This is a genomic window from Mitsuokella multacida DSM 20544, assembly GCF_000155955.1.
Taxonomy (GTDB): Bacteria; Bacillota; Negativicutes; order Selenomonadales; family Selenomonadaceae; genus Mitsuokella; species Mitsuokella multacida.
This window is the reverse complement of the sequence record NZ_GG697141.2, coordinates 1193665-1213413: the sequence shown is the minus strand read 5'-3', so window position 1 is coordinate 1213413 and position 19749 is coordinate 1193665. Positions and strand designations below refer to the sequence as shown.

18 protein-coding genes are annotated in these 19749 nt (G+C 58.6%); 5 read left to right on the top strand and 13 right to left on the bottom strand.

The window, feature by feature from the left end; translation table 11 throughout:
• Nucleotides 1-59: 59 nt before the first annotated feature.
• The 6 genes from MITSMUL_RS05610 to MITSMUL_RS05585 all read right to left on the bottom strand — a co-directional run bounded on the left by MITSMUL_RS05610 (nucleotide 60) and on the right by MITSMUL_RS05585 (nucleotide 5061).
• On the bottom strand, nucleotides 60-2084 hold the full coding sequence (locus MITSMUL_RS05610) for an OPT family oligopeptide transporter (protein WP_005840780.1): 2025 nt from the start codon (nucleotides 2082-2084) through the stop codon (nucleotides 60-62).
• Nucleotides 2085-2202: 118 nt separating this feature from the next.
• On the bottom strand, nucleotides 2203-2952 hold the full coding sequence (locus MITSMUL_RS05605) for a sulfite exporter TauE/SafE family protein (protein ID WP_005840778.1): 750 nt from the start codon (nucleotides 2950-2952) through the stop codon (nucleotides 2203-2205).
• Nucleotides 2953-3076: 124 nt separating this feature from the next.
• Nucleotides 3077-3733 carry a D-sedoheptulose-7-phosphate isomerase gene (locus MITSMUL_RS05600; protein ID WP_005840776.1) on the bottom strand — a complete coding sequence of 219 codons (657 nt, stop codon included), beginning with the start codon at nucleotides 3731-3733 and terminating at the stop codon, nucleotides 3077-3079.
• Between the two features lie 66 nt (nucleotides 3734-3799).
• Nucleotides 3800-4474 (bottom strand): hypothetical protein, encoded by a 675-nt coding sequence (locus tag MITSMUL_RS05595; protein WP_005840774.1) that lies wholly within the window; start codon nucleotides 4472-4474, stop codon nucleotides 3800-3802.
• Between the two features lie 41 nt (nucleotides 4475-4515).
• Nucleotides 4516-4794: a hypothetical protein gene (locus MITSMUL_RS05590; protein WP_040635579.1), complete on the bottom strand. Its 279-nt coding sequence runs from the start codon at nucleotides 4792-4794 to the stop codon at nucleotides 4516-4518.
• Between the two features lie 90 nt (nucleotides 4795-4884).
• Complete coding sequence (locus MITSMUL_RS05585; RefSeq protein WP_005840769.1) at nucleotides 4885-5061, bottom strand: hypothetical protein; 177 nt, start codon at nucleotides 5059-5061, stop codon at nucleotides 4885-4887.
• A gap of 143 nt (nucleotides 5062-5204) precedes the next feature.
• On the opposite strand from MITSMUL_RS05585, the gene MITSMUL_RS05580 reads away from it, so the two are divergent.
• Complete coding sequence (locus MITSMUL_RS05580) at nucleotides 5205-6971, top strand: MutS-related protein (RefSeq protein ID WP_005840766.1); 1767 nt, start codon at nucleotides 5205-5207, stop codon at nucleotides 6969-6971.
• Between the two features lie 717 nt (nucleotides 6972-7688).
• On the opposite strand, the gene eno is transcribed toward MITSMUL_RS05580, so the two are convergent.
• Nucleotides 7689-8990, bottom strand: a complete 1302-nt coding sequence (gene eno / locus MITSMUL_RS05575; protein WP_040635577.1) for a phosphopyruvate hydratase — start codon at nucleotides 8988-8990, stop codon at nucleotides 7689-7691.
• 337 nt (nucleotides 8991-9327) lie between these two features.
• On the opposite strand from eno, the gene MITSMUL_RS05570 reads away from it, so the two are divergent.
• On the top strand, nucleotides 9328-10692 hold the full coding sequence (locus MITSMUL_RS05570; RefSeq protein ID WP_005840760.1) for an alanine/glycine:cation symporter family protein: 1365 nt from the start codon (nucleotides 9328-9330) through the stop codon (nucleotides 10690-10692).
• 118 nt (nucleotides 10693-10810) lie between these two features.
• Nucleotides 10811-12910, top strand: a complete 2100-nt coding sequence (locus tag MITSMUL_RS05565; protein WP_040635575.1) for a BglG family transcription antiterminator — start codon at nucleotides 10811-10813, stop codon at nucleotides 12908-12910.
• A 64-nt stretch (nucleotides 12911-12974) separates the two neighbouring features.
• On the opposite strand, the gene hxlB is transcribed toward MITSMUL_RS05565, so the two are convergent.
• The 5 genes from hxlB to MITSMUL_RS05540 all read right to left on the bottom strand — a co-directional run bounded on the left by hxlB (nucleotide 12975) and on the right by MITSMUL_RS05540 (nucleotide 16252).
• The gene (hxlB, locus tag MITSMUL_RS05560; RefSeq protein ID WP_005840756.1) at nucleotides 12975-13514 is read right to left on the bottom strand and encodes a 6-phospho-3-hexuloisomerase; all 540 of its coding nucleotides are present in this window, start codon (nucleotides 13512-13514) and stop codon (nucleotides 12975-12977) included.
• Nucleotides 13507-13962: a PTS sugar transporter subunit IIA gene (locus tag MITSMUL_RS05555; protein ID WP_040635573.1), complete on the bottom strand. Its 456-nt coding sequence runs from the start codon at nucleotides 13960-13962 to the stop codon at nucleotides 13507-13509. Before MITSMUL_RS05555 ends, hxlB begins: the two co-directional genes overlap by 8 nt.
• A 20-nt stretch (nucleotides 13963-13982) precedes the next feature.
• Nucleotides 13983-14279, bottom strand: coding sequence for a PTS sugar transporter subunit IIB (locus MITSMUL_RS05550; protein ID WP_005840752.1), 297 nt, complete (start codon nucleotides 14277-14279; stop codon nucleotides 13983-13985).
• Between the two features lie 73 nt (nucleotides 14280-14352).
• Nucleotides 14353-15723, bottom strand: a complete 1371-nt coding sequence (locus MITSMUL_RS05545; protein WP_040635572.1) for a PTS galactitol transporter subunit IIC — start codon at nucleotides 15721-15723, stop codon at nucleotides 14353-14355.
• 10 nt (nucleotides 15724-15733) lie between these two features.
• Complete coding sequence (locus tag MITSMUL_RS05540) at nucleotides 15734-16252, bottom strand: RpiB/LacA/LacB family sugar-phosphate isomerase (RefSeq protein ID WP_005840747.1); 519 nt, start codon at nucleotides 16250-16252, stop codon at nucleotides 15734-15736.
• Between the two features lie 233 nt (nucleotides 16253-16485).
• On the opposite strand from MITSMUL_RS05540, the gene MITSMUL_RS05535 reads away from it, so the two are divergent.
• Nucleotides 16486-17253 (top strand): AzlC family ABC transporter permease, encoded by a 768-nt coding sequence (locus MITSMUL_RS05535; protein ID WP_040635569.1) that lies wholly within the window; start codon nucleotides 16486-16488, stop codon nucleotides 17251-17253.
• Nucleotides 17243-17551 carry an AzlD domain-containing protein gene (locus MITSMUL_RS05530; RefSeq protein ID WP_040635567.1) on the top strand — a complete coding sequence of 103 codons (309 nt, stop codon included), beginning with the start codon at nucleotides 17243-17245 and terminating at the stop codon, nucleotides 17549-17551. Before MITSMUL_RS05535 ends, MITSMUL_RS05530 begins: the two co-directional genes overlap by 11 nt.
• A gap of 77 nt (nucleotides 17552-17628) precedes the next feature.
• Here the strand turns inward: MITSMUL_RS05530 and MITSMUL_RS05525 are convergent, their stop codons facing one another.
• The gene (locus tag MITSMUL_RS05525) at nucleotides 17629-19728 is read right to left on the bottom strand and encodes a sensor domain-containing diguanylate cyclase (RefSeq protein ID WP_005840741.1); all 2100 of its coding nucleotides are present in this window, start codon (nucleotides 19726-19728) and stop codon (nucleotides 17629-17631) included.
• Between the last annotated feature and the right edge of the window lie 21 nt (nucleotides 19729-19749).

Sequence of the window (19749 nt, the reverse complement as noted above, 5' to 3'; positions counted from 1 at the left end):
GAGACATTGCCGGAGCAATGTCTCTTGAATGTGTCTTGATGGAAGCCGCAATCCGTCAATCAGGCCTTCTTGCTGCCGAGGACGATCTTGCTGAAGACGAGCAGGGCGAGCACGAAGACGGCGAGGCCGAGGTACTCGGCCGTGCCGGCGAAATCCTTGCCGACGATGGCCAGCGGGGCCTCAGAGCCGCCGTTCGTGACGGAGGCGACGATGACACCGGCGAGCACGACGCCGACGATGGACTCGCCGACAATCAGGCCAGAAGCGAACAGCGTGCCGCGGCGGAAGCCAGCTTTGGCCTCTTCCTCACCGTACTTGGCCTTCATGTGCTTGCGCAGGAAGTAGCCGAGCACGGCGCCGACGACGAGCGGCGTCTGCACGGAAGGCGGCAGGTAGATGCCCATGCCGACGGCGAGCGGCGGCAGGCAGAGATTGCGCGTATTTCGCTTGAGCAGCTGGTCGACGACGACGAGCACGACGCCGAGACCGAGGCCGATGTAGATGTAGTCCCAAGCCAGCGTGCTCGAGAAGATGCCCTGTGCAATCGTCGTCATCAGGGCTGCCTGCGGTGCGGCGAGCGCCTGCGACGGGTCCATGTCCGGACGCGGCAGAGCACCCGGGAAGCCGTACGCCTCGTAGAGCAGGTTCAGGACCGGTGCGATGACGAGCGCGCCGACGACGCAGCCGAGCAGCAGGGCGACCTGCTGGCGCCACGGCGTAGCGCCGACGAGATAGCCCGTCTTGAGGTCCTGCATGTTATCGTTCGAGATGCAGGCAATCGCCATGATGATGGACGTAGTGAAGATGGCCGTCGCTGTCGCGAACTTCTCACCGCCTGGCATGGAGAAGATGCCGAAGGACGAGCAGAGCGCGTACATGACGAGTGAAGCCACGATGATGGCGAGGATGCCGATGCCCGAGATTGGGCTCGAGCTCGTGCCGACGAGGCCGGCCATGTAGGCGCAGGCCGCGGCGACGAAGAAGCCCATGAGGACAGCGACGCCGACGCCGACAAAGGTGAACGTCAGGTTCTCCGAGACCGGCAGGCCCTCCGGGCTGACAAAGGCGTAGAAGATGCCCAAGAGGCCGACGACCGTCAGACTGAAGACCATGGCAATGCTCTGGATGCTCATGTCGATATCCATGCGATGCTTGCCCTTCTCCGAGTCCGGCGTGTGGAGCGCAGCCAGCGATTCCTTGACGCCGTCGACGACCGGTTTTGCGAGCATGATCAGCGTCCAGACGGCTGCGACGCCCATGGCGCCAGCGCCGATCAGGCGGACGCGCTCCTGGTAGACCGAGCCGGCGAACTTCTGCAGCGTCATGCCGTCCGGCAGCGGGCTCGTGATCGTGTAGTACGGCACGAAGCCAGCCCAGGCGATCAGGATGCCGACGAGCATCGAGAGGCCCGCCGCGATGCCGATGAGGTAGCCGGCGCCGACGAGCGCCGTCGAGTAGCCGAGCGGCAGCTGCGTCATACCGCGGCCGACCGGGATCCAGCAGGAAAGCTCAGAGCCGAGCACCTGCAGCGCGTTCGTGCAGAACGCGACGACGCCTGCAAAGATGCCGCCTGCGCCGATCTCCTTGACGCCCGAGCCGCCCTTCTCATCCGACTTATCGTGACTGCCGACCTTGAGGATCTCAGCAGCCGCAACGCCCTCCGGGTAGGCGAGGTCGCTGTGCACGACCATCGCGCGGCGCAGCGGGATGGTGAAGAGGACACCGAGGCAGCCGCCGCAGGCCGAGACGAGCAGCGTCTGCCAGAACTCGAAGCCCTGCCAGTAACCGATCATCAGCATGCCCGGGATGATGAAGATGATGGCAGACAGCGTGCCCGCGGCCGATGCCTGCGTCTGGACCATGTTGTTCTCGAGGATGTTCGAATCCTTGGCCATCTTGAGGATGGCCATCGAGATGACAGCCGCCGGGATGGCCGACGAGAAGGTCAGTCCGACCTTGAGTCCGAGGTATACGTTCGATGCCGTAAAGATAACCGTCAGGATGGCACCCAGGATCATACCGCGGACCGTGAGCTCAGGCAGCCGCAACTCGTGCCGCATGAACTCATTCTCTTCCTGTTTCATGATGATTACTCCTTATCCAGAAATTATCTTTGTGCACTATAGGTGCACAAACACAGAGTCTATTATATCATAATATTTGACAATGTAAATCACTTTTTCTAATAAGAAGCAAATCCACTCAGTGCAGCAGCACCGAAACAATCGTGTAGATGCAGGTGACATAGAGCAGGACGAAGATCAGGCGGCGGATGAGGGCCTTGGGCACGTAGGCGAAGGCGGCGTGGCCGATGAGGATGCCCAGCACGAGGGCCGGCAGCAGGTAAACGAACTCGCCGAGTGCCGGCGCGATTGGCAGGCCGCCGAGCTCATAGCTCGTCAGCGACGTGATGTTGCAGAGGAAGAAGAAGACGAAGCACGTCGCGCGCATGACCTCAACCGTCATCCTGCTGTGGGCGAGGTAGATGAGGAACGGCGGGCCGCCCATGCCGGCCGTGATGGACGTGAAGCCCGAGAAGATACCCGTGATGTAGGAATTGCGCGGGCATTCGCGGATGCGCAGATGCAGGGCCTGCATCGTGCCGAGCGAGAACAGCACGATGGCGCTGATGAAGACCTTGAGCATTGCGCTCGACGCATGGTCGAAGGCCCAGAAACCGATTGGCTGACCGCAGAGCACGCCGAGGTAGAGCCAGAAGACCAGCTTGAGGTTCGCCGTGCGCAGCGCGAAGAGACCCTGGAAGAAGTTGGCACAGCAGGCCAAGAGCAGCATGACCGGCACCGTGAGCTTCGGGTCGTAGAAGATCATCAAGAGCGGCGCGGCGACAATGACGAGGCCGAATCCCGTGATGGACTGCAGGATTGCCGAGAAAAAAATGACGAGAGCCGGCGCCAGATGGCCCTCTACGCCTGCCAGATACGCGGTCAGCATAGATATTCCCCCTGAAAAGACGCGATAACGACACGACAGAATGAACTGTCTCTATCATAGCATCACACCTACGGAATAGCAAAAGGGCCTGCTCCTTTGGAGCAGGCCCCGAAAATATCTGAGTTCAATCGCCGAAGAATTCGTTCTCTGCGGCGATGCAGAGCATGTGGTAGACCGGCAGGTGGAGTTCCTGGATGCGGAACGTCTCATCGTCCGGCACGCAGATCGTGATGTCCGCAAGATTGCGGCTCTTGATCTTGCCGCCCGACTTGCCCGTCAGCGCGATCGTGCGGACGCCCTTGACCTTTGCCATCTGTAGGGCGTAGATGACGTTCGTCGAGTTGCCCGAAGTCGAGATGGCGAGCAGGACATCGCCCTCGTCGCCCATGCCGAGGAGCTGCTGGGCAAACGAGAGGTCCGGTGCCTGGTCGTTGGCGAAGGCCGTGTTGAGTGCGACCTGATTGACCATCGAGAGCGCCGGCAGGGCGCCCTGCAGATTCTCCATGAAGTAGTCGGCCTCCTCCGGGCAGACGGCGCGCATCTTCTTCTCCATATCCGCACCGAGCTTGCGCGGCAGCAGGAAGCCCTTCATGAGCTCGCCGACGATGTGCTCGGCATCCGAGGCACTGCCGCCATTGCCGCAGGCGATGAGCTTGTGGCCGCCTGCATAGCTCTCGCAGATAGCCTTGACCGCCGCGATGAGGTCATCGCGGCAGACGGAGAGGACGGGGTAACGCGCGATGAGGTCGTCGACCTTCGCGAGCGTAGATGTTTTTGCCATTGGGTACACTTCTTTCTGAATGTGGGATACCGGCCTACAGGCTCAGCATCGTGATTGAGGAAATCATCAGCGGTTGCGGTAGCGGTCCGCCGTGGACTTCGGCTCATAGTCGTTACCGCGCGGCTTGATATCGTGGATTGGCGTGCGCATCTGCGGCTGACTGTCCATCGGCTGCTGGCGCATCTCGAGGTCCTGGCGGTAGTCACTCGGACGGCTGGCATTTGGCTTATTGCCGCGGAACTTATTCCAGAGCCAGCGCACGGCCATGATGGCGACGACGATCAGCAGGCCGTTTATCAAGAGGCCCATGATGTCGGCGAACATGCCGCTGCCCATGCCGAAGAGATGCGAGAGCATCGAGCCGAGCAGCATGCCGCCCGCAAAGATGCCGATGCCGCGCATGATGCTGCCGAGGCGGCTCGAACTCTGCGTGTTCGCATTTGCAGCAGCCGTATTCGACTTCGCATTCGCAGCCGGCGCGTTCTTCTCGAGGCTCTTGGCATCCTTAGACGGCGCATACGAAGAGCCATTGCCCGAGACGGACTTGCTCGTATTCGCGTTGCTCGTCGCGCCGGCAGCCGGTGCCTTCGGCGCCGGAGCCGACTTCGGGATGCTCATCTTCGCACCGCCCTTGGCCGCATAGGCCGTGCTCACAAAGGAGGCAGAGGCGGGTAGTACCGGTGCTGCGGAAAGAACCATGGCACCGACCATGAGGGCTGACAGTGTCTTCTTGATATTCATCAATGATTCTCCTTTATCTATAGAAACAAAATGTTTTAACGTCACTCTTCCCGATACGACTTGATATCCTCCGGGAACGCGTAGATCTCACCGATCGTGTCGAGCTCGCCCGACAGATAGCGGTCGATGTCATCGACATCGATGTAGAGCTTGCAGTCGATATCGAGATAGCCCTGCTCCTTGCCTGCAGACAGGTCACGGATTGCCATGAGCTTCTCGCGGAGCTTCAGGAGTTCACTGCGCGTCGCATGTATATCGAGCTTGATCTGCGGGACACCGTACTCCTTGAGCACTTCATCCATCGTCATGCGCTTTGACATATTGGTCATCCTCTCTTTGACTTTTTGATGTTTGTATTGTATCGAGCTTGGCTGAATACTTCCTGAAAAAATGAAAAGATCCTAAGGATTTCAGAGCGGCTTCTTCTCGTCCGCTTCCTTGGCCAGCAGGCGGTCCAGGATGCGCTGCAGCTGGCGCTTCTGGCGCAGGTGCGACTCGTACTCGAGGTCGTTCGAGTCGATGCGCATGCGTTCCTTGAGCATGTCGATGCTCGCCTGCAGGCGCCGGATGGCTTCATTCTCTGCCATAGTATGACTTCCTTTCGTGATTTGCTCTTATTCTTTATTATACAGGAAAACGAAGGCGCCGACAATCGAGCAGCACCATCAGCTTTTCCCCAGCCAGCCGTGGTATACTGATAGTCAGATTACGACACACTTGAGGTGATACGATGATTGATTTCCACGAATGGCAGCAACGCGACCTGCAGGCCATCAGGCGGCAAAAACAGCGCCTGCAGCGCCTCGTACTGCTTCGCACCGTCTCCTTCCTCGCCATGGTCTTCACCTTTGCCGCGGGCTTTGACGGCCATGTGCTCGGCACCATCTGCGGCGTCCTGCTGCTCGCCGCCTTCCTGCTGCTCGTCCGGCGCCACCAGAAGGCCAGCTTCGCGAAGCTGCTGACGGAAAGCCATCTCGGCTGCGTGCAGGCTTTCCTCGACCGAAAGTCGGGCAAGTGGCGCGACTTCTCCGATCACGGCCATGATCTCATGCGCGAAGACCGGCCGCAGGAAGCCGATCTGCCGATCTTCGGCAGGGCTTCGCTCTACCAGTACCTCTCGGCTGCGCGCACCAAGGCCGGCCGCGAGCGGCTCGCCGCCCTGCTCTCCCCCTTCCCCGATGCAGCCGACGCCATCCGCCTGCGCCAGCAGGCCGTCCGCGAGCTCAGCGGGAAGCCGCAGGAGCTCCTAGACCTCGAGGCCATGAGTCACCTGCTGCCGCTCGGCACCGACCTCTCGGATTTCTGCACGATGCTCGAGCAGGCGAGCATCAAGAAGAGCAAAGCACTGCGCCTGCTCTCCTTCCTGCTGCCAGTGCTCTCCCTCGCCACGCTCGCACTGGCCATCGCCGGACGGCTCGATGTCACCATACCGGGGCTGCTCCTCTCCTTGCAGCTCCTGCTCTCCTTCCTGCTGCTGCGGCGCAGCCAGGCCCTGCTCGCCCCACTCATGGCCCTACCGCAGGAGCTCAGCGTCTACGAGCAGCTGCTCGCCAGACTCGAGGAGGCCGACTACAGGAGCCCGCTCTTGCTCGCCATCCAGAAGGACCTGCGCGAGCAACGCTCCTCAGAGGGGCTGCGCGGCCTCGCAAAGCTCGCCGACCTCGCCGCCATGCGGCGCAATGTCTTCTTCTTCCTCGTCGCCAACACCGCCTGCCTCTGGGACCTCCACTGCACAGCGCGCCTCTTCGCCTGGAAGGAAGCAAACGGCCGCAGCCTGCGCCGCCACCTCACGGCCTGGGCCGAAGTCGAGGCCCTGCTCTCCCTCGCCACGCCGGCGCTCACGCGCCAAGCCGTCTGCTGGCCAGAGCTCTGCACGGGCGGGCCGGAGCTCACCGGCAAGGCCGTGACGCCATTGCTCATCGAAGAAGCGAAAGCCGTGCCGAATGACGCCTCCTTCACAGCTGGCACCTGCATCATCACCGGCTCGAACATGAGCGGCAAGACGACGTACATGCGCACACTCGCGACCTCCGCCATCCTCGCCTACGCCGGTGCCCCCGTCTGCGCCGAGCACTTCGCACTGACGCCGATGGCCGTCTACACTTCGATTCACGTCAGCGACGACCTCTCGCGCGGTATCTCGACCTTCTACGCCGAGATCCTGCGCATCCGCCAGATGGTCGAGGCAAGCCAAGAGGAGCGGCCGCTCTTGCTCTGCATCGACGAGATCTTCAAGGGCACGAACTCCGCCGACCGCATCACCGGCGCCGCCGAAGCCATCAAGCGCCTCACGCGCCCCTCCTGCATCACCCTCGTCACCACCCACGACTTCGAGCTCTGCGACCTCCAGTCGCCAAACGACCTGCCGATCAAGAACTTCCACTTCGAAGAATCCTACCCCGATGATAAGATCCACTTCGACTTCAAGATCCGCCCCGGCCGCTGCCACACCACCAACGCACGCTACCTGCTCAAGATGGCCGGCATACTCTCCTGAAACACATGAGAATCGCATCACAAAAGCGGTAAACTGCAAGTTTCTATGACTTGCGGCTTACCGCTTTTTCGTGAAATTGAGCGCGCAGGGAGATATTTCGGCTTCATCGCTCCGCTGAATGTGCCCTATGACAAGCCTTCCATAGAGGCCACCTCGCCGCCTGCCACGGCGTTCCGACATCGCATGCTAAGCTGCTCCGCGTCAGGGCACAGCCCTTCGGGCAAATCGCTCCGCTCTTGCAGGCGAAATACCTCCCTCCGCTCGAACGCCAGAGCAGCGCCGCAAGACGATACTGCCTGCGCAACCGCCATACCAGTAACTTACTATCGCGAGAATCGGATACCGTCACTTCCGCATGGAGGGGCAGGGTGGGCATAAACGGAGCGTTCGGCGGTCTGCGTGAAGAATCGATTTTTTCCCCACCAAGACCCTGACAAAAGAGCATCGTCCAAGCGAAGCGCGTTTCGCTCTTTTGTCAGGATGCATTGAAAGGGAAAAAATCGATTTAGCAGCCCGCCGTCGCGCAGTGTTGCCCGCCCTGCCCCTCCAGCCTGCGGGCGTGAGAATCCAAATCCATTTAGCGGAGCGCCGAAGCCAAAATACATACCTCCGCGCTCGCAACGGAGAAGTCCTCAACATGCTGGCACCAAAAAGACGCCACAAATCAATGTGACGTCTTTTGTCCACCCCGCCCCTTCGTGCGAGTAATACTACACCTTACTTCTGGAATCTAAAAGCCGCCTTGCCCGGATATACCGCGCTTGCGCCGAGCTCTTCCTCGATGCGCAGCAGCTGGTTGTACTTGGCAACGCGCTCGGAACGCGAGGGCGCGCCCGTCTTGATCTGGTTCGTATTGAGCGCAACGGCGAGGTCCGCGATTGTCGTGTCCTCCGTCTCGCCCGAGCGATGCGAGACGATAGCCGTGTAACCCGCCTCGTGTGCCATCTTGATGGCCTCGAGCGTCTCCGACAGCGTGCCGATCTGGTTGAGCTTGATGAGGATGCTGTTGCCGCAGCCGAGCTCGATGCCCTTCTTGAGGCGCTTCGTGTTCGTGACGAAGAGGTCGTCGCCGACGAGCTGGACCTTGTCGCCGAGCTCCTTCGTCATCTTCTGCCAGCCTTCCCAGTCCTCCTCATCGAGGCCGTCCTCGATGGAGTAAATCGGGTACTTCTCGATGAGGCTCTTCCAGTGCGCGATGAGCTCATCCGACGTGAATTCCTTGCCCGACTTCGGCTGCTTGTAGAAGCCCTTGCCCTTCTCGCTCTTCCACTCCGAAGAAGCCGCATCCATCGCCAGCACGAAGTCGCGGCCCGGCTCGTAGCCCGCATTGCGGATGGCCGTGAGGATGTGCTCGATCGTGTCCTCATCGCTCTTGAGATTCGGCGCGAAGCCGCCCTCATCGCCGACAGCCGTCGTCTGGCCTTCCTTCTTGAGCAGTGCCTGCAGTGCGTGGAAGACCTCCGTTGCCCAGCGCAGGCCCTCGCGGAACGACGGTGCGCCGGCCGGCATGATCATGAACTCCTGCGTGTCGACCGAGTTCGTCGCATGTGCGCCACCATTGAGGATGTTCATCATCGGCACCGGCAGGTGATTGCCGCTGATGCCGCCGAGGAAACGGTAGAGCGGGATGTCCTGCGACTTCGCCGCTGCCTTGGCCGCTGCGAGCGAGACCGCGAGGATGGCGTTTGCACCGAGGTTCGACTTGTCTTCCGTGCCGTCAAGCTTGAGCATGATGGCATCGACCGCATAGATGTCCGAAGCATCCGCGCCGACGAGCGCCGGTGCGATCTTCTCGTTGATGTTCGCAACCGCCTTCGAGACGCCCTTGCCGCCGAACTTCGACTTGTCGCCGTCGCGGAGCTCCAGTGCCTCGAACTCACCCGTCGAAGCGCCCGACGGAGCGGCTGCGCGGCCGACGGAACCATCCTCGAGCGTGACCTCCGCCTCGACCGTCGGATTGCCGCGCGAATCGATGATTTCACGGCCGATGACCTGCATGATCTGTAAATATGCCTTCATGGTGATTACCTCCTGATATTCATTCTCATTCATGTACTCAGTATAACATAGACGAGATTCATTTTCAACAACAGTTGCAAGCTTTTTGCTGCAACATCTTTTCTTTTTCCTTTCGACTTTATTATAGGAAACAGGCACAGCTGCCGCTGTCACAATTGCGACAAAATGCTATCCAAAATCACACAGTATGCAATTCGTTTAAATTTTTTCCTCGTTCTATGTATTTTTTCGCGAAAACGCGAGACAAATGTCCTTTTCTATGGTATTATAGAACCTATCACATACATGTGTACATCTATCAAGGACAAAAAGAACAAATGGACACTAGGAGGCTATCATGGAATCATTCATCCCTATACTCAATGCCATCGACTCCTTCATGTGGGGCCCGCCGCTCATCACGCTGCTCGTCGGCACGGGTATCTACCTGACCATCCGCCTGAAGCTCCTGCAGGTCTTCCGCCTGCCGAAGGCGCTCAAGCTGATCTTCAAGGCTCAGAACAACGGCCGCGGTGACGTCTCGAGCTTCAAGGCTCTCTGCGTCGCCCTCGCCGCCACGGTCGGCACGGGCAACATCGTCGGCGTCGCCACGGCCGTCAAGGTCGGCGGCCCCGGCGCCATCTTCTGGATGTGGGTCGCTGCCTTCTTCGGCATGGCTACGAAGTATTCGGAAGGCCTCCTGGCCGTCAAATTCCGCTCCATCGACGAGAAGGGCGAGATTGCCGGCGGCCCGATGTTCTACATCCGCAACGGCATGGGCGAGAAGTGGAAGCCGCTCGCGACGTTCTTCGCGCTCGCCTGCATTGGCGTCGCCTACTTCGGCATCGGCACCTTCCCGCAGGTCAACGCCATCGTCGACAGCATGCAGATTGCCTTCGGCTTCCCGAAACTCGCCACGGACGTCATCCTGACCGTCTTCATCGCCGCCATCACGCTCGGCGGCTTGCAGAGCATCGCCAAAGTCGCCTCGGGCATCGTGCCGTTCATGGCTCTGACCTACGTCGCCATCAGCCTCGGTCTGATCATCCTCAACCTCGACCAGGTCCCGGCCGCCATCGCCATGATCATCAGCGACGCCTTCACGGGTGCCGCAGCCGCCGGCGGCTTCGCCGGCTCCACAGTCATGATGGCCATGCAGAACGGCGTCGCGCGCGGCGTCTTCTCCAACGAGTCCGGCCTTGGCTCCGCGCCGATTGCCGCCGCTGCCGCCAAGACGAAGTGGCCAGCTGAGCAGGGTCTGATCTCGATGACGGGTACCTTCATCGACACGATCATCATCTGCTCCATGACGGGCCTCGCACTCGTGCTCACGGGCGTCTGGCAGGGTGACACCGCCGGTGCCGCGATGACGAGCGCTGCCTTCGCCAGTGCCTATGGCTTCTTCGGCAGCCAGCTGCTGACGATCGCGCTCGTGCTCTTCGCCTTCACGACGATCCTCGGCTGGAACTACTACGGCGAGCGCGCCTGCATCTACCTCTTCGGCAACAAGGGTGTGCTTCCCTATCGCCTGATCTTCATCGCGCTGATCGCCTCCGGTGCCTTCCTCAAACTCGAAGCCATCTGGATTCTCGCCGATATCGTCAACGGACTCATGGCCATCCCGAACCTCATCGCGCTGATTGCGCTCTCGGGCGTCATCGTCGCCGAGACGAACAAGTATATGAACCGCCATAAAGATGCAAAGCGCATCAACAGGAATTGATCCATCCCGAAAGAGCCTTTCCTCCCGGAAAGGCTCTTTTTATCGCAAAAATAGCGGCACATGGTATACTAGAACCAATGTAATGAACGAAAAAATACCGGAAGGAGCGATTCCTCACATGAATAAGCGCGTACTGGCCATCCTCGATGAGCTCATCACCCCCAAAGGTCCTCTGACACTGGCCGATCTCGCCTCCCGCAACCATGTCTCAGAGCGCAGCGTGCGCAACTATCTTGCGGAAATCGAGGCCCTGAGCCAATGTGAAGGTGTCGGCAAGGTCAATCTGCTCAATCGCACGGGGCAGGTCACTGTCCCCGATGGTTTTCCTCTGGCAGAACTTCGCAAAAAGGCCACCGACGATTATTACCATTACCATCTCAGTGCCAAAGAACGCCGTGCCATTGCCGCATCTCTGCTAGTAAACTCTACTGGATATGTCACACTGCAACAGATTGCCGATTACCTCTACGTGAGCCGCGTGACCATCATCAATGATCTCGATGCAATCCGCTCCATCATCGAAGCTGACGGACTCCTGCTGCATTCTCAGCCCAACAAAGGCCTAACTATAGAGGGCAGCGAGTCTGACAAGCGCCAGTTCCTGCTCGCGCATAAGCTCATCAATGCATCTTTTATCACAGGCGGCCATCTTGAACAGCACGACAATACCTCACTCGAGCACATCCTGTGCAAGATTGTCAATGAGCAGGAGCATGTCCACAATCGCACGTTGTCCGAAGCCGCTTTTACCCGCACCGTGCACTACCTCCTGATCTGCGTCAACCGCTGCCACTGCGGTGCTTATATCGAAGCTCCGACCGACGAGAATCCCTCACCCAATTATCTGGAATTGTCCCAGGAAATCATGAAATACGTGAGCCAGTACTGCCATTTGACCGTCACCCGAAACGAGCAGCAGGCTTTCGCTTCCTTTCTCGCCCGCCAGCGATTTTCCCGCGGTACACGAAGCGAAAAAGATTCCTTGCGTCTCCAACTGCTGACGCGCCAGTTCATTGAAGCCATCTCATCAGAGCTCACGCCATCCTTGAATTCTGATTTCGAATTCTTCGATAACCTCTCCAGCCATCTGATATCGACACTGAGTCAAGCAGGCACAGAAAGTGAATCAGCGCTCCATACCGTCGAAGACATCGCCTCCCGACATCCCAAAGCATTTCAATCTGTACAACGCCATGCTCCGCTTTTCGAAAGTTTCTCTCACCGTCCCTTGACCAGGATTGAGCTAGATTACATCACCGTTCATGTCTGTGCAGCGCTCGAGCGCGTCCGCAATGACTACATGGCGTTCCGCATTGTCGTCGCCTGTCACGCCGGTCTAGGTACATCCAAGCTTCTGATGGCCAAGCTTCACGAACACTTCAATTTCCACATTGTCGATGTTGTTGCCGCCCATGACCGCAAGGCGATGGAAGATGCATCTGCCGATCTCGTCATCGCCACAACGCCGCTTGACAGATGCCCACTCCCCTCCATCGTCGTCTCCCCGATCCTGACCGATGAAGATTACGTCCGTCTCGGTGAGAAGATTGACGAACTGCGCCTGCACCACCATGTACCGCCACGCAACACGCCCGAAAGGGACATAAACGCCGAAGCAATCATGCAGATCATCTCGCCTATCGCGGAAGAGATGCTGCCAGAAGAAACATCTGCGCCCATGCTGCAGCGCATGCATCGCGCAATCCGACGCCACTTCCTGGAAGCCAATGGCGGTGAACAGGCCGTCTTCCTGCCAGAACTCCATCATCTGCTCCCCGCAGCCCATATCCTGCTCGATGCTGAGGCGCACAATTGGCGCGAAGCCATTGAAGTCGGCTCCGCCTTACTGCTTCGCGACAGGAACATCGAGGACACCTACATCCGGGCGATGATCCAGACCGTCGAGCAATTCGGTCCTTACATTGTCATGGCCCCAAACTTTGCCCTGCCCCATGCCACGCCTGGCGCCGGAAGCAAGCGCCTCGCCATGCAATTCACCAGACTCAAGGAGCCGGTCTCCTTTGGGCACCCTAAGTTCGATCCTGTTTCCTTTCTCTGTGTCCTGAGCCCCATCGATACCAACACCCATCTCAAAGCAATGTTCAACTTGATAAGCCTCATGAAGAATGCGGCCTTCCGCAAGGACATCCTTGCCGCAGCGACCGCACAGGACGCCTATACTCGTATCCTTCAGCACGAATACCTGCTCGAGCCCTGATGCCCCAAGGCAGCAATCCCCTCCGCACAGCGTGGAGGGGATTGTCTTCATTCCAGATTCAATTTCATTCCAGGCTGGCGTGACGTCTTGCCATCTCGCCATCACCACCAGAGTCTCGGCTCATCCGGAGCACCACAGCGTCAAAATATACCAGCAGCATCTGTTCAAACAGACTACCGAGCGGCTGAACACTCGCCTCAGAATGGGCGAACTTCGTCCCTGCATCGAGTAGCAGAAAAGGCGGTACGATGGCAGACAAGCTGCTCTTTTCAGAAGCCGTCAGCGAGATGACAGTGACGCCAGTAGCCCTGGCCTTCTCTGCCGCTTGAACAACGCTGCCCGTCTCACCGGAAGCCGAGGCTACGAGCAGGAGGTCCCCCTTCTGCACAGAAGGCGTCGTCGTCTCGCCGACCACAAAGGACGTGAAGCCAAGCTGCATGAGGCGCATGGCAAATGTCTTGAGCATCAGTCCAGAGCGTCCTGTGCCACAAACAAAGATACGGGGATGCGTCTGGAGCAGCTGGATGAGAGACGTGATCTTATCTTCCGGGACCTTTGCCGCAGAACGCTGGATTTCCTCAACCACCGAAAGAATCTCAGTCATCCTGTGCCTCCTCTAGGCATTTGCCCACATATACAGCAGCCTTCTCAGGGCAAAGCGTCATGCATTCGTTCAGGAAGTTCTCATCCTGGAACAGTTGCATGAGGCGGCGCAGCATCACGAGGTGATTCTTGCCGCTCGATATCGCCAGATTGAAGACAAGCTGTACGGGGACGGTCTGTGTCGCATCCTCCATGCGACCAAAGGCGATGGGGGCCTTCGTGCGCAGCACGCTCACGCTGTCCTGCTGGACAAAATCGGCTCCGCCGTGCGGCATCGCGATTGCCTTGCCACCTCCGAGCGCCAATCCCGTCGGATATTTCGTCTCTCGCTTCAAGCAGGCATGGATGAAGCGCTCATCTACACATTGATGCTCCTTCAGGACGTTGCCTGCCGCATAGATTGCATCGACATCCGTCTCCGGATTCGCTTCTGTAAAATAAACCTTCATGACCATTCTCCTATCCGAATTCACGCTTTGAGGACCTTGTCGACATCCGCCAGGACGTCTTCTTCACCGATGCCCGTCAAGAGGCCGATGCCGACGATGACTGGGATTGTCACGTCTGGATTATCGATAACAGTAGAGGACAGCAGCAGGTCATAGCTGTTGATGCGCGCTGCACCAGCCGCACCACTGAGATCGATCAAGGATGCTTTATCAATCTGAGCTTCCAGGCCGATTTCCGAGAGATGGTCGCTGAGGACCGAGACCATGATGGACGAAGAGGCAATGCCGTTGCCGCAGACTACGAGTACACGTTTCATTTTGAATTTCTCCTTCCAATTTTTTCAACTTTCAAGTCCTAACTGATTTGATGCTTCCAAATGATGAAAATGGTCATTTCACTTCCTGATGTTCAGCAGCTATCGCCTGGCGCTGATGCTTCTTGAGCAGATAGCCGACGGCGACGAGCACCACAGCAATGGCGAGATACGCAAGGATACCGACTTCAGAGGCCGCCGCAAACAGTCCCGTGAATGGATTCGCCGATGGATTCAGGGAAGAGTAAATGACACCCTCCTTGCCGCCAGCACCGAATTTCAGGAAGACTTCGGTCGTCGGTGCAGCCATCCAAGAGGCAATCCAGAGACCGCCGCCAAAGCAGATGGCACTGGCCAGCCAGGTGTGGATGATGTTGCCGCGGAAGACCGGCACCATGCAGGCGATGAAAAAGACGAACTGTGACAGGTCGCCGAGCGGCATGACTGTGTTGCCCGGCAGGAACATCGCGATGACGACGATGGTCGGGATCAGGAGCAGAGCTGGCGCGATGACAGAAGGATGGCCGATGATCAAGGCTGTATCCATGCCCACCGTGATGTTACGGTTCGGAAAGCGCTTGACGAGCATCTTGCGCGCCGCATTCGAGAGCGGTACAAGGCCTTCCATCATGATGGAAGTCATCTTCGGCAGCAGCAGCATGACCGCTGCGAGATACATGCCAAGGCGCAGGCTCGCGATGATCGTGTGATATGGGTCATCCCAGCCATAGCCGAGGAAGCCGAGCAGGACACCCATGATGAAGCCGACGATGGTCGGATCGCCGAGCACGCCGAAACGCTTCTGGATGGTCTCTGTCGTCACATTCCAGTCACGCAGGCCCGGGATATGGCTGAAGAGCCAATGGAAGGGGTAGGCAAAAATCAAGTAGGTATTGGCGACTGGATGCGAGATGGAAACACCCGGCGGCAGGTGGAAAAACTGGTTGTTGTTCTTCGCACCGAGATCTGCCGCAATGAGCGCCCAGACGTGGAAGAGTCCAGCCGTCAGGACGCCGTAGAGGAAATTCCCCGAGAATGCATAGACAATTGCGCCCATTGAGGCATTTTGGTGCAAATTGAAGACGTCGACATTAACACAGTCGGTCAAGCGCAGCATCAGCATGACGACATTGATGATGACACAGAGCGGGATGATGATGGCACCGAGGCTGGATCCAAATCCCATGACAGCCGTAGCAGCACCGCCGACATCAATGGCATTGAGCTGCGTTCCCATATGAGAGGCCATGCCCTTGATGGCCGGAGCCATCGTATCGAGCATCAGGCCAATGGTCATCGTCAGCGCGATGAAGCCGATTCCGACTTTCATGGCCGAGCGGATGCACTCCGCGAGCGGGCGACCGAGCAATTTCATGAGAATCAGGAAGATGAGCGGGATGAAGATGAAATTGCCGAGGTCGTTGATGAACTGAGTAATAATCTCCATGATACCCTCCTCATTCTGCCTCAAAGCCCATATTCCAAGCAATGTAATCCGGCTTTTTCAAGAGCAGGTCATCGTTCTTCTTCGCCTCGAGCAGATTCTTCTTGGAATTCTCGCGCGCCGTGGCAAAGTCAAAGGGATTGTCGAGCCAGGCATCCAGGACCATTTTCGTGTACTCCATGCCGAGCACACGGCAGCCAAGGCCGATGATCTGCGCATTATTGCTGAGTCTTGCTCGCTGCGCCGTATAAGGATTGCTGACAGCCACCGCACGGATGCCCCAATGCTTGTTGGCCTGACAAGTAAAGCCGATGCCTGTGCCACAGATATAGATGCCCAGGCGGAATTCATCCTTTTGGATACGTGTCGCCATATCGTCAGCCAGTACAGCAAAGGTATTCTGCCCATCAGCAGGAACTTTGACAGGATCGTAAACGACTTCCATACCCTTCACTTCTTCGAGATAGTGGCGGACTTCTTCCTTGCGTTCAAAACCAATATCGTCACAAGCGATGCCGATTTTTACTTTCATGATGTGATGACCTCCTATTGGAATGGACTGTTTCCATTTATCTTTTGCTACCGGTCAGCTTTTGCTTACATCATGATGATACCATTCCAATCGATACAAAAACAGTCAAAAGGCTTTCCATGAAAATGCAAGCGTTTTTCAAGAAACAATCCGCGCTCTCGTCTCTTGCTTTCCCTTATTTTCGTAGTAGAATAAAAGTAATACGCATTCAGAAAGGGGTTCTTCCTACGGATATGACGGAATCATTTGAACCAGAGCTCACGCGGTCCACGCGCGAGGTCTTCCTCGAGGGTGTCCACGACGGCATGCCGATCGCACTCGGCTACTTCGTCGTCTCCTTCACGCTCGGCATCGCCGCCCGCAATGCGGGACTCGACCCGCTGCAGGGCTTTCTCGCCAGCTTCTTCAACAACGCATCGGCCGGCGAGTACGCGGGCTTCACGGTCATCGCGGCCGATGCGCCCTACCTCGAGATCATCCTCATCACACTCGTTGCCAACGCACGCTACATGCTCATGAGCTGTGCCCTCTCGCAGAAGTTCCCGCCCGGCACCTCCATCTGGCACCGCATCTTCGTCGGCTTCGACGTGACCGACGAGATCTTCGGCATCACGATTGCGCGCAAGGGTCCGCTCAATCCCTACTACAACTACGGGGCCATGGCGCTCGCGCTGCCGGGCTGGGCGTTCGGCACAGCCTTTGGCGTCGTCGCGGGCAACATCCTGCCGCCCGCCGTCGTCAGCGCCCTCTCCGTCGCGCTCTATGGCATGTTCCTCTGGGTCATCATCCCGCCGGCCCGCAAGAACCGCATCGTCGGCGCACTCGTGCTCGCGAGCTTTGCGCTGAGCTATCTCGCCTCCATACTGCCGGGACTTGCTGCGCTGTCCGCCGGCACGCGCACGATCATCCTGACCGTCCTGATCGCGGGCGTCGGCGCCGCCCTCTTCCCCGTCCCCGAGCATTGCCAGCAGCAGGAAGGAGATGACGGCCATGCAGCATGACATCTACATCTATCTGCTGCTCATGAGCGCCGTGACGTTCGCGATACGCATCGTGCCGCTGACGCTCATACGCGGCCAGATCCAGAATCCATTTCTGCGCTCCTTCCTCTTTTACGTGCCCTACGTGACGCTGGCCGTCATGACCTTCCCTGCCATCACCGAGGCCACGCAGACGCCCGCGAGCGGCGCCCTGGCCCTCGTCTTCGGCATCGGCCTCGCCTGGTACGGCGCGAGCCTCTTCAAAGTCGCCTCCGCCTGCTGCCTCGTCGTCTTCCTCACAGAGCTCGCACTGCTCTGATACAACAACACAAACACAAGCAAAAGTCCCGCTGCCGCGATTTCTCGCAGCAGCGGGACTTTTTTATCGATTCAACTTCACGCTTTGCACTCTCCATCGTCAGACGTCAGCTCCCGCAGGAAGCTGGCCTCCATGAGCGTCGCGTAGAAGACCTCGCCGTAGTTGGGATTGTCCGCCATGCGCCAGATGGCGAAGACCCGCTTGTCGAGCCCTTTCGCCGTGTGGATGCTGTACGACATGCAGTGCGGACGGTCCGGCTCGCGGGCAGACTGCTCCCAGACCATTTTCGTCATGCGCTCCCGGTCGCAGGTACAGACGACATTCGGCGCGTATTCCTGCGTGAACTCCATGAACTCGCGGATATTGCGGCATTCGAGCATCTCGACCATCGTCTTGTTGACGAACAGGATCTTGCCATCCGGCTTCGCCTCCGAGACGAGCAAGGCTATCGGCAGGTTCTTCGTGATCGTCTCGAGGTTGAAGCCGAGCGACGTGCGGTTGAGGTTCTCCATCGTGGGCTCGTAGGCGCGGTAATGATTGCGCCCGCGGAGCTTGACCGCGTAGAGCGCCGTATCCGACTGATGGAAGAGGCGCGAGAGCGACGTGCCGTCGCCCTTATAGAGCGTGTAGCCGATGGAAACCGAGAAAGCATGCGTCTCGCCGTCATACGTGAAGGTCTTCACCTTGCTGGAGAACGCCTTGATGACCTTCTCTGCCTGCTCCGGCTCCGTGTCCTTCATGAAGACGACGAACTCGTCGCCGCCGTTGCGTCCGATGATCTGGTCGTGGCCGAAGCTCTCGACGAGATCCCGCGCCAGGGTGCGCAGGGCCTCATCGCCCGCCATGTGGCCGTGCAGGTCATTGATGAACTTGAAGCCGTCGAGGTCGAGGCTGACGAGCGCGCCATGCGAAGCAGGATGCGCCATGAGCCAGTCCGCGACCTCCTTGTCGAGGCCCATGCGGTTGAGGATGCCCGTCAGCACATCGTGCTGGGACATGTAGGTGAGATTGCCCTGTGCGGCCGCGACCTTCTCTGCCATCGCCTGGAAGTTGCGGCTGAGCTCGCCAATGTCATCGGGCTGTGTGTCGTGCAGCTTGACATCGTAGTTGCCCTCGCCGACTTCCTTGGCCGCCTCGATGACGAGCTGCAAGCGCTCCGACAGGCGGCTGATCATGTAGAGCGGCAAGAGCGACGCGAGAATGCAGACCGCGATGAGTCCAAAGCCCATCTGCATGAACGCCTTGCGCGTGCGGTCGTAGATCTGCGGGATCTGGCGCAGGTCGATGAAGTTCATGCCGTTGCGCAGAGTCTTGATGCCCGCGATGCTCGGCTCGCCCGCCCAGGTGTACGTGAGCATTGTCCGATCCGTCTGCCCTGCCTCCGTGACCTTGCTCGGCGTATCCTTGAGATGGATGTCCTTGTCCACGAGCGGCACGCCGAGCGGTTTCTTCGGCGAATACTCCACGGTGCCCGTGGCATCGCTCAAGATGATCATACCGTGCTCCTCTCCCTCGGACGGTTTGGCGTAGAGCCGGTCGATGAAGGCCTGGAAGTCCAGGTCGACACCGATGATCGCGACCATGACGCCGTCCTTATAGACAGGGCTCAGGTACGAGATGATGTAGCGCTTGAGATACGTCGAGTAGTACGGCTGCGTCCACGACGCTTGCCCCTCATCCATCAGATAGGCAAATGAAAGCACATGGCGCGGGATGACGCGGCTGTTCTCATCCCGCTGCCGCTCCAGGACATCGTAGAAATGCTCATCGCGGTCATCCGAGGCCTTCCAGAGCGCCGAGACGTTCGCAGACGGGTAGTAGAGATAGTACGAGCAGATGATGTTGAGGTCCGTCTTGGCATTCTGGAAGTCGTTGTCGACGAACTCCGCCATGCGCTGCTGGAACTCCGGGTCGCGGAGCTTCGCGGGGTCCTTGATCTCGCGCGAGACAGAGTTTGCCGCATAGTCCACGACATTCTCCGAGCGCAGCAGCTCATCGTTGATGATTGTCGCCTTCGTGTCGACGATGTGGTTCATATTCTGGATTTCGTAGTCATAGGTCAAGTGTGAGATGGTCCAGAGGCTGATGCCTCCCACACAGAGAGCCATCAGGATCATACCAGCCAGACACACCGCCAGCACCTTTCGCTTGAGCGAGTAAAACAGCTTGAGCTTCATCAAGGATCCTTCCTGCCTGTC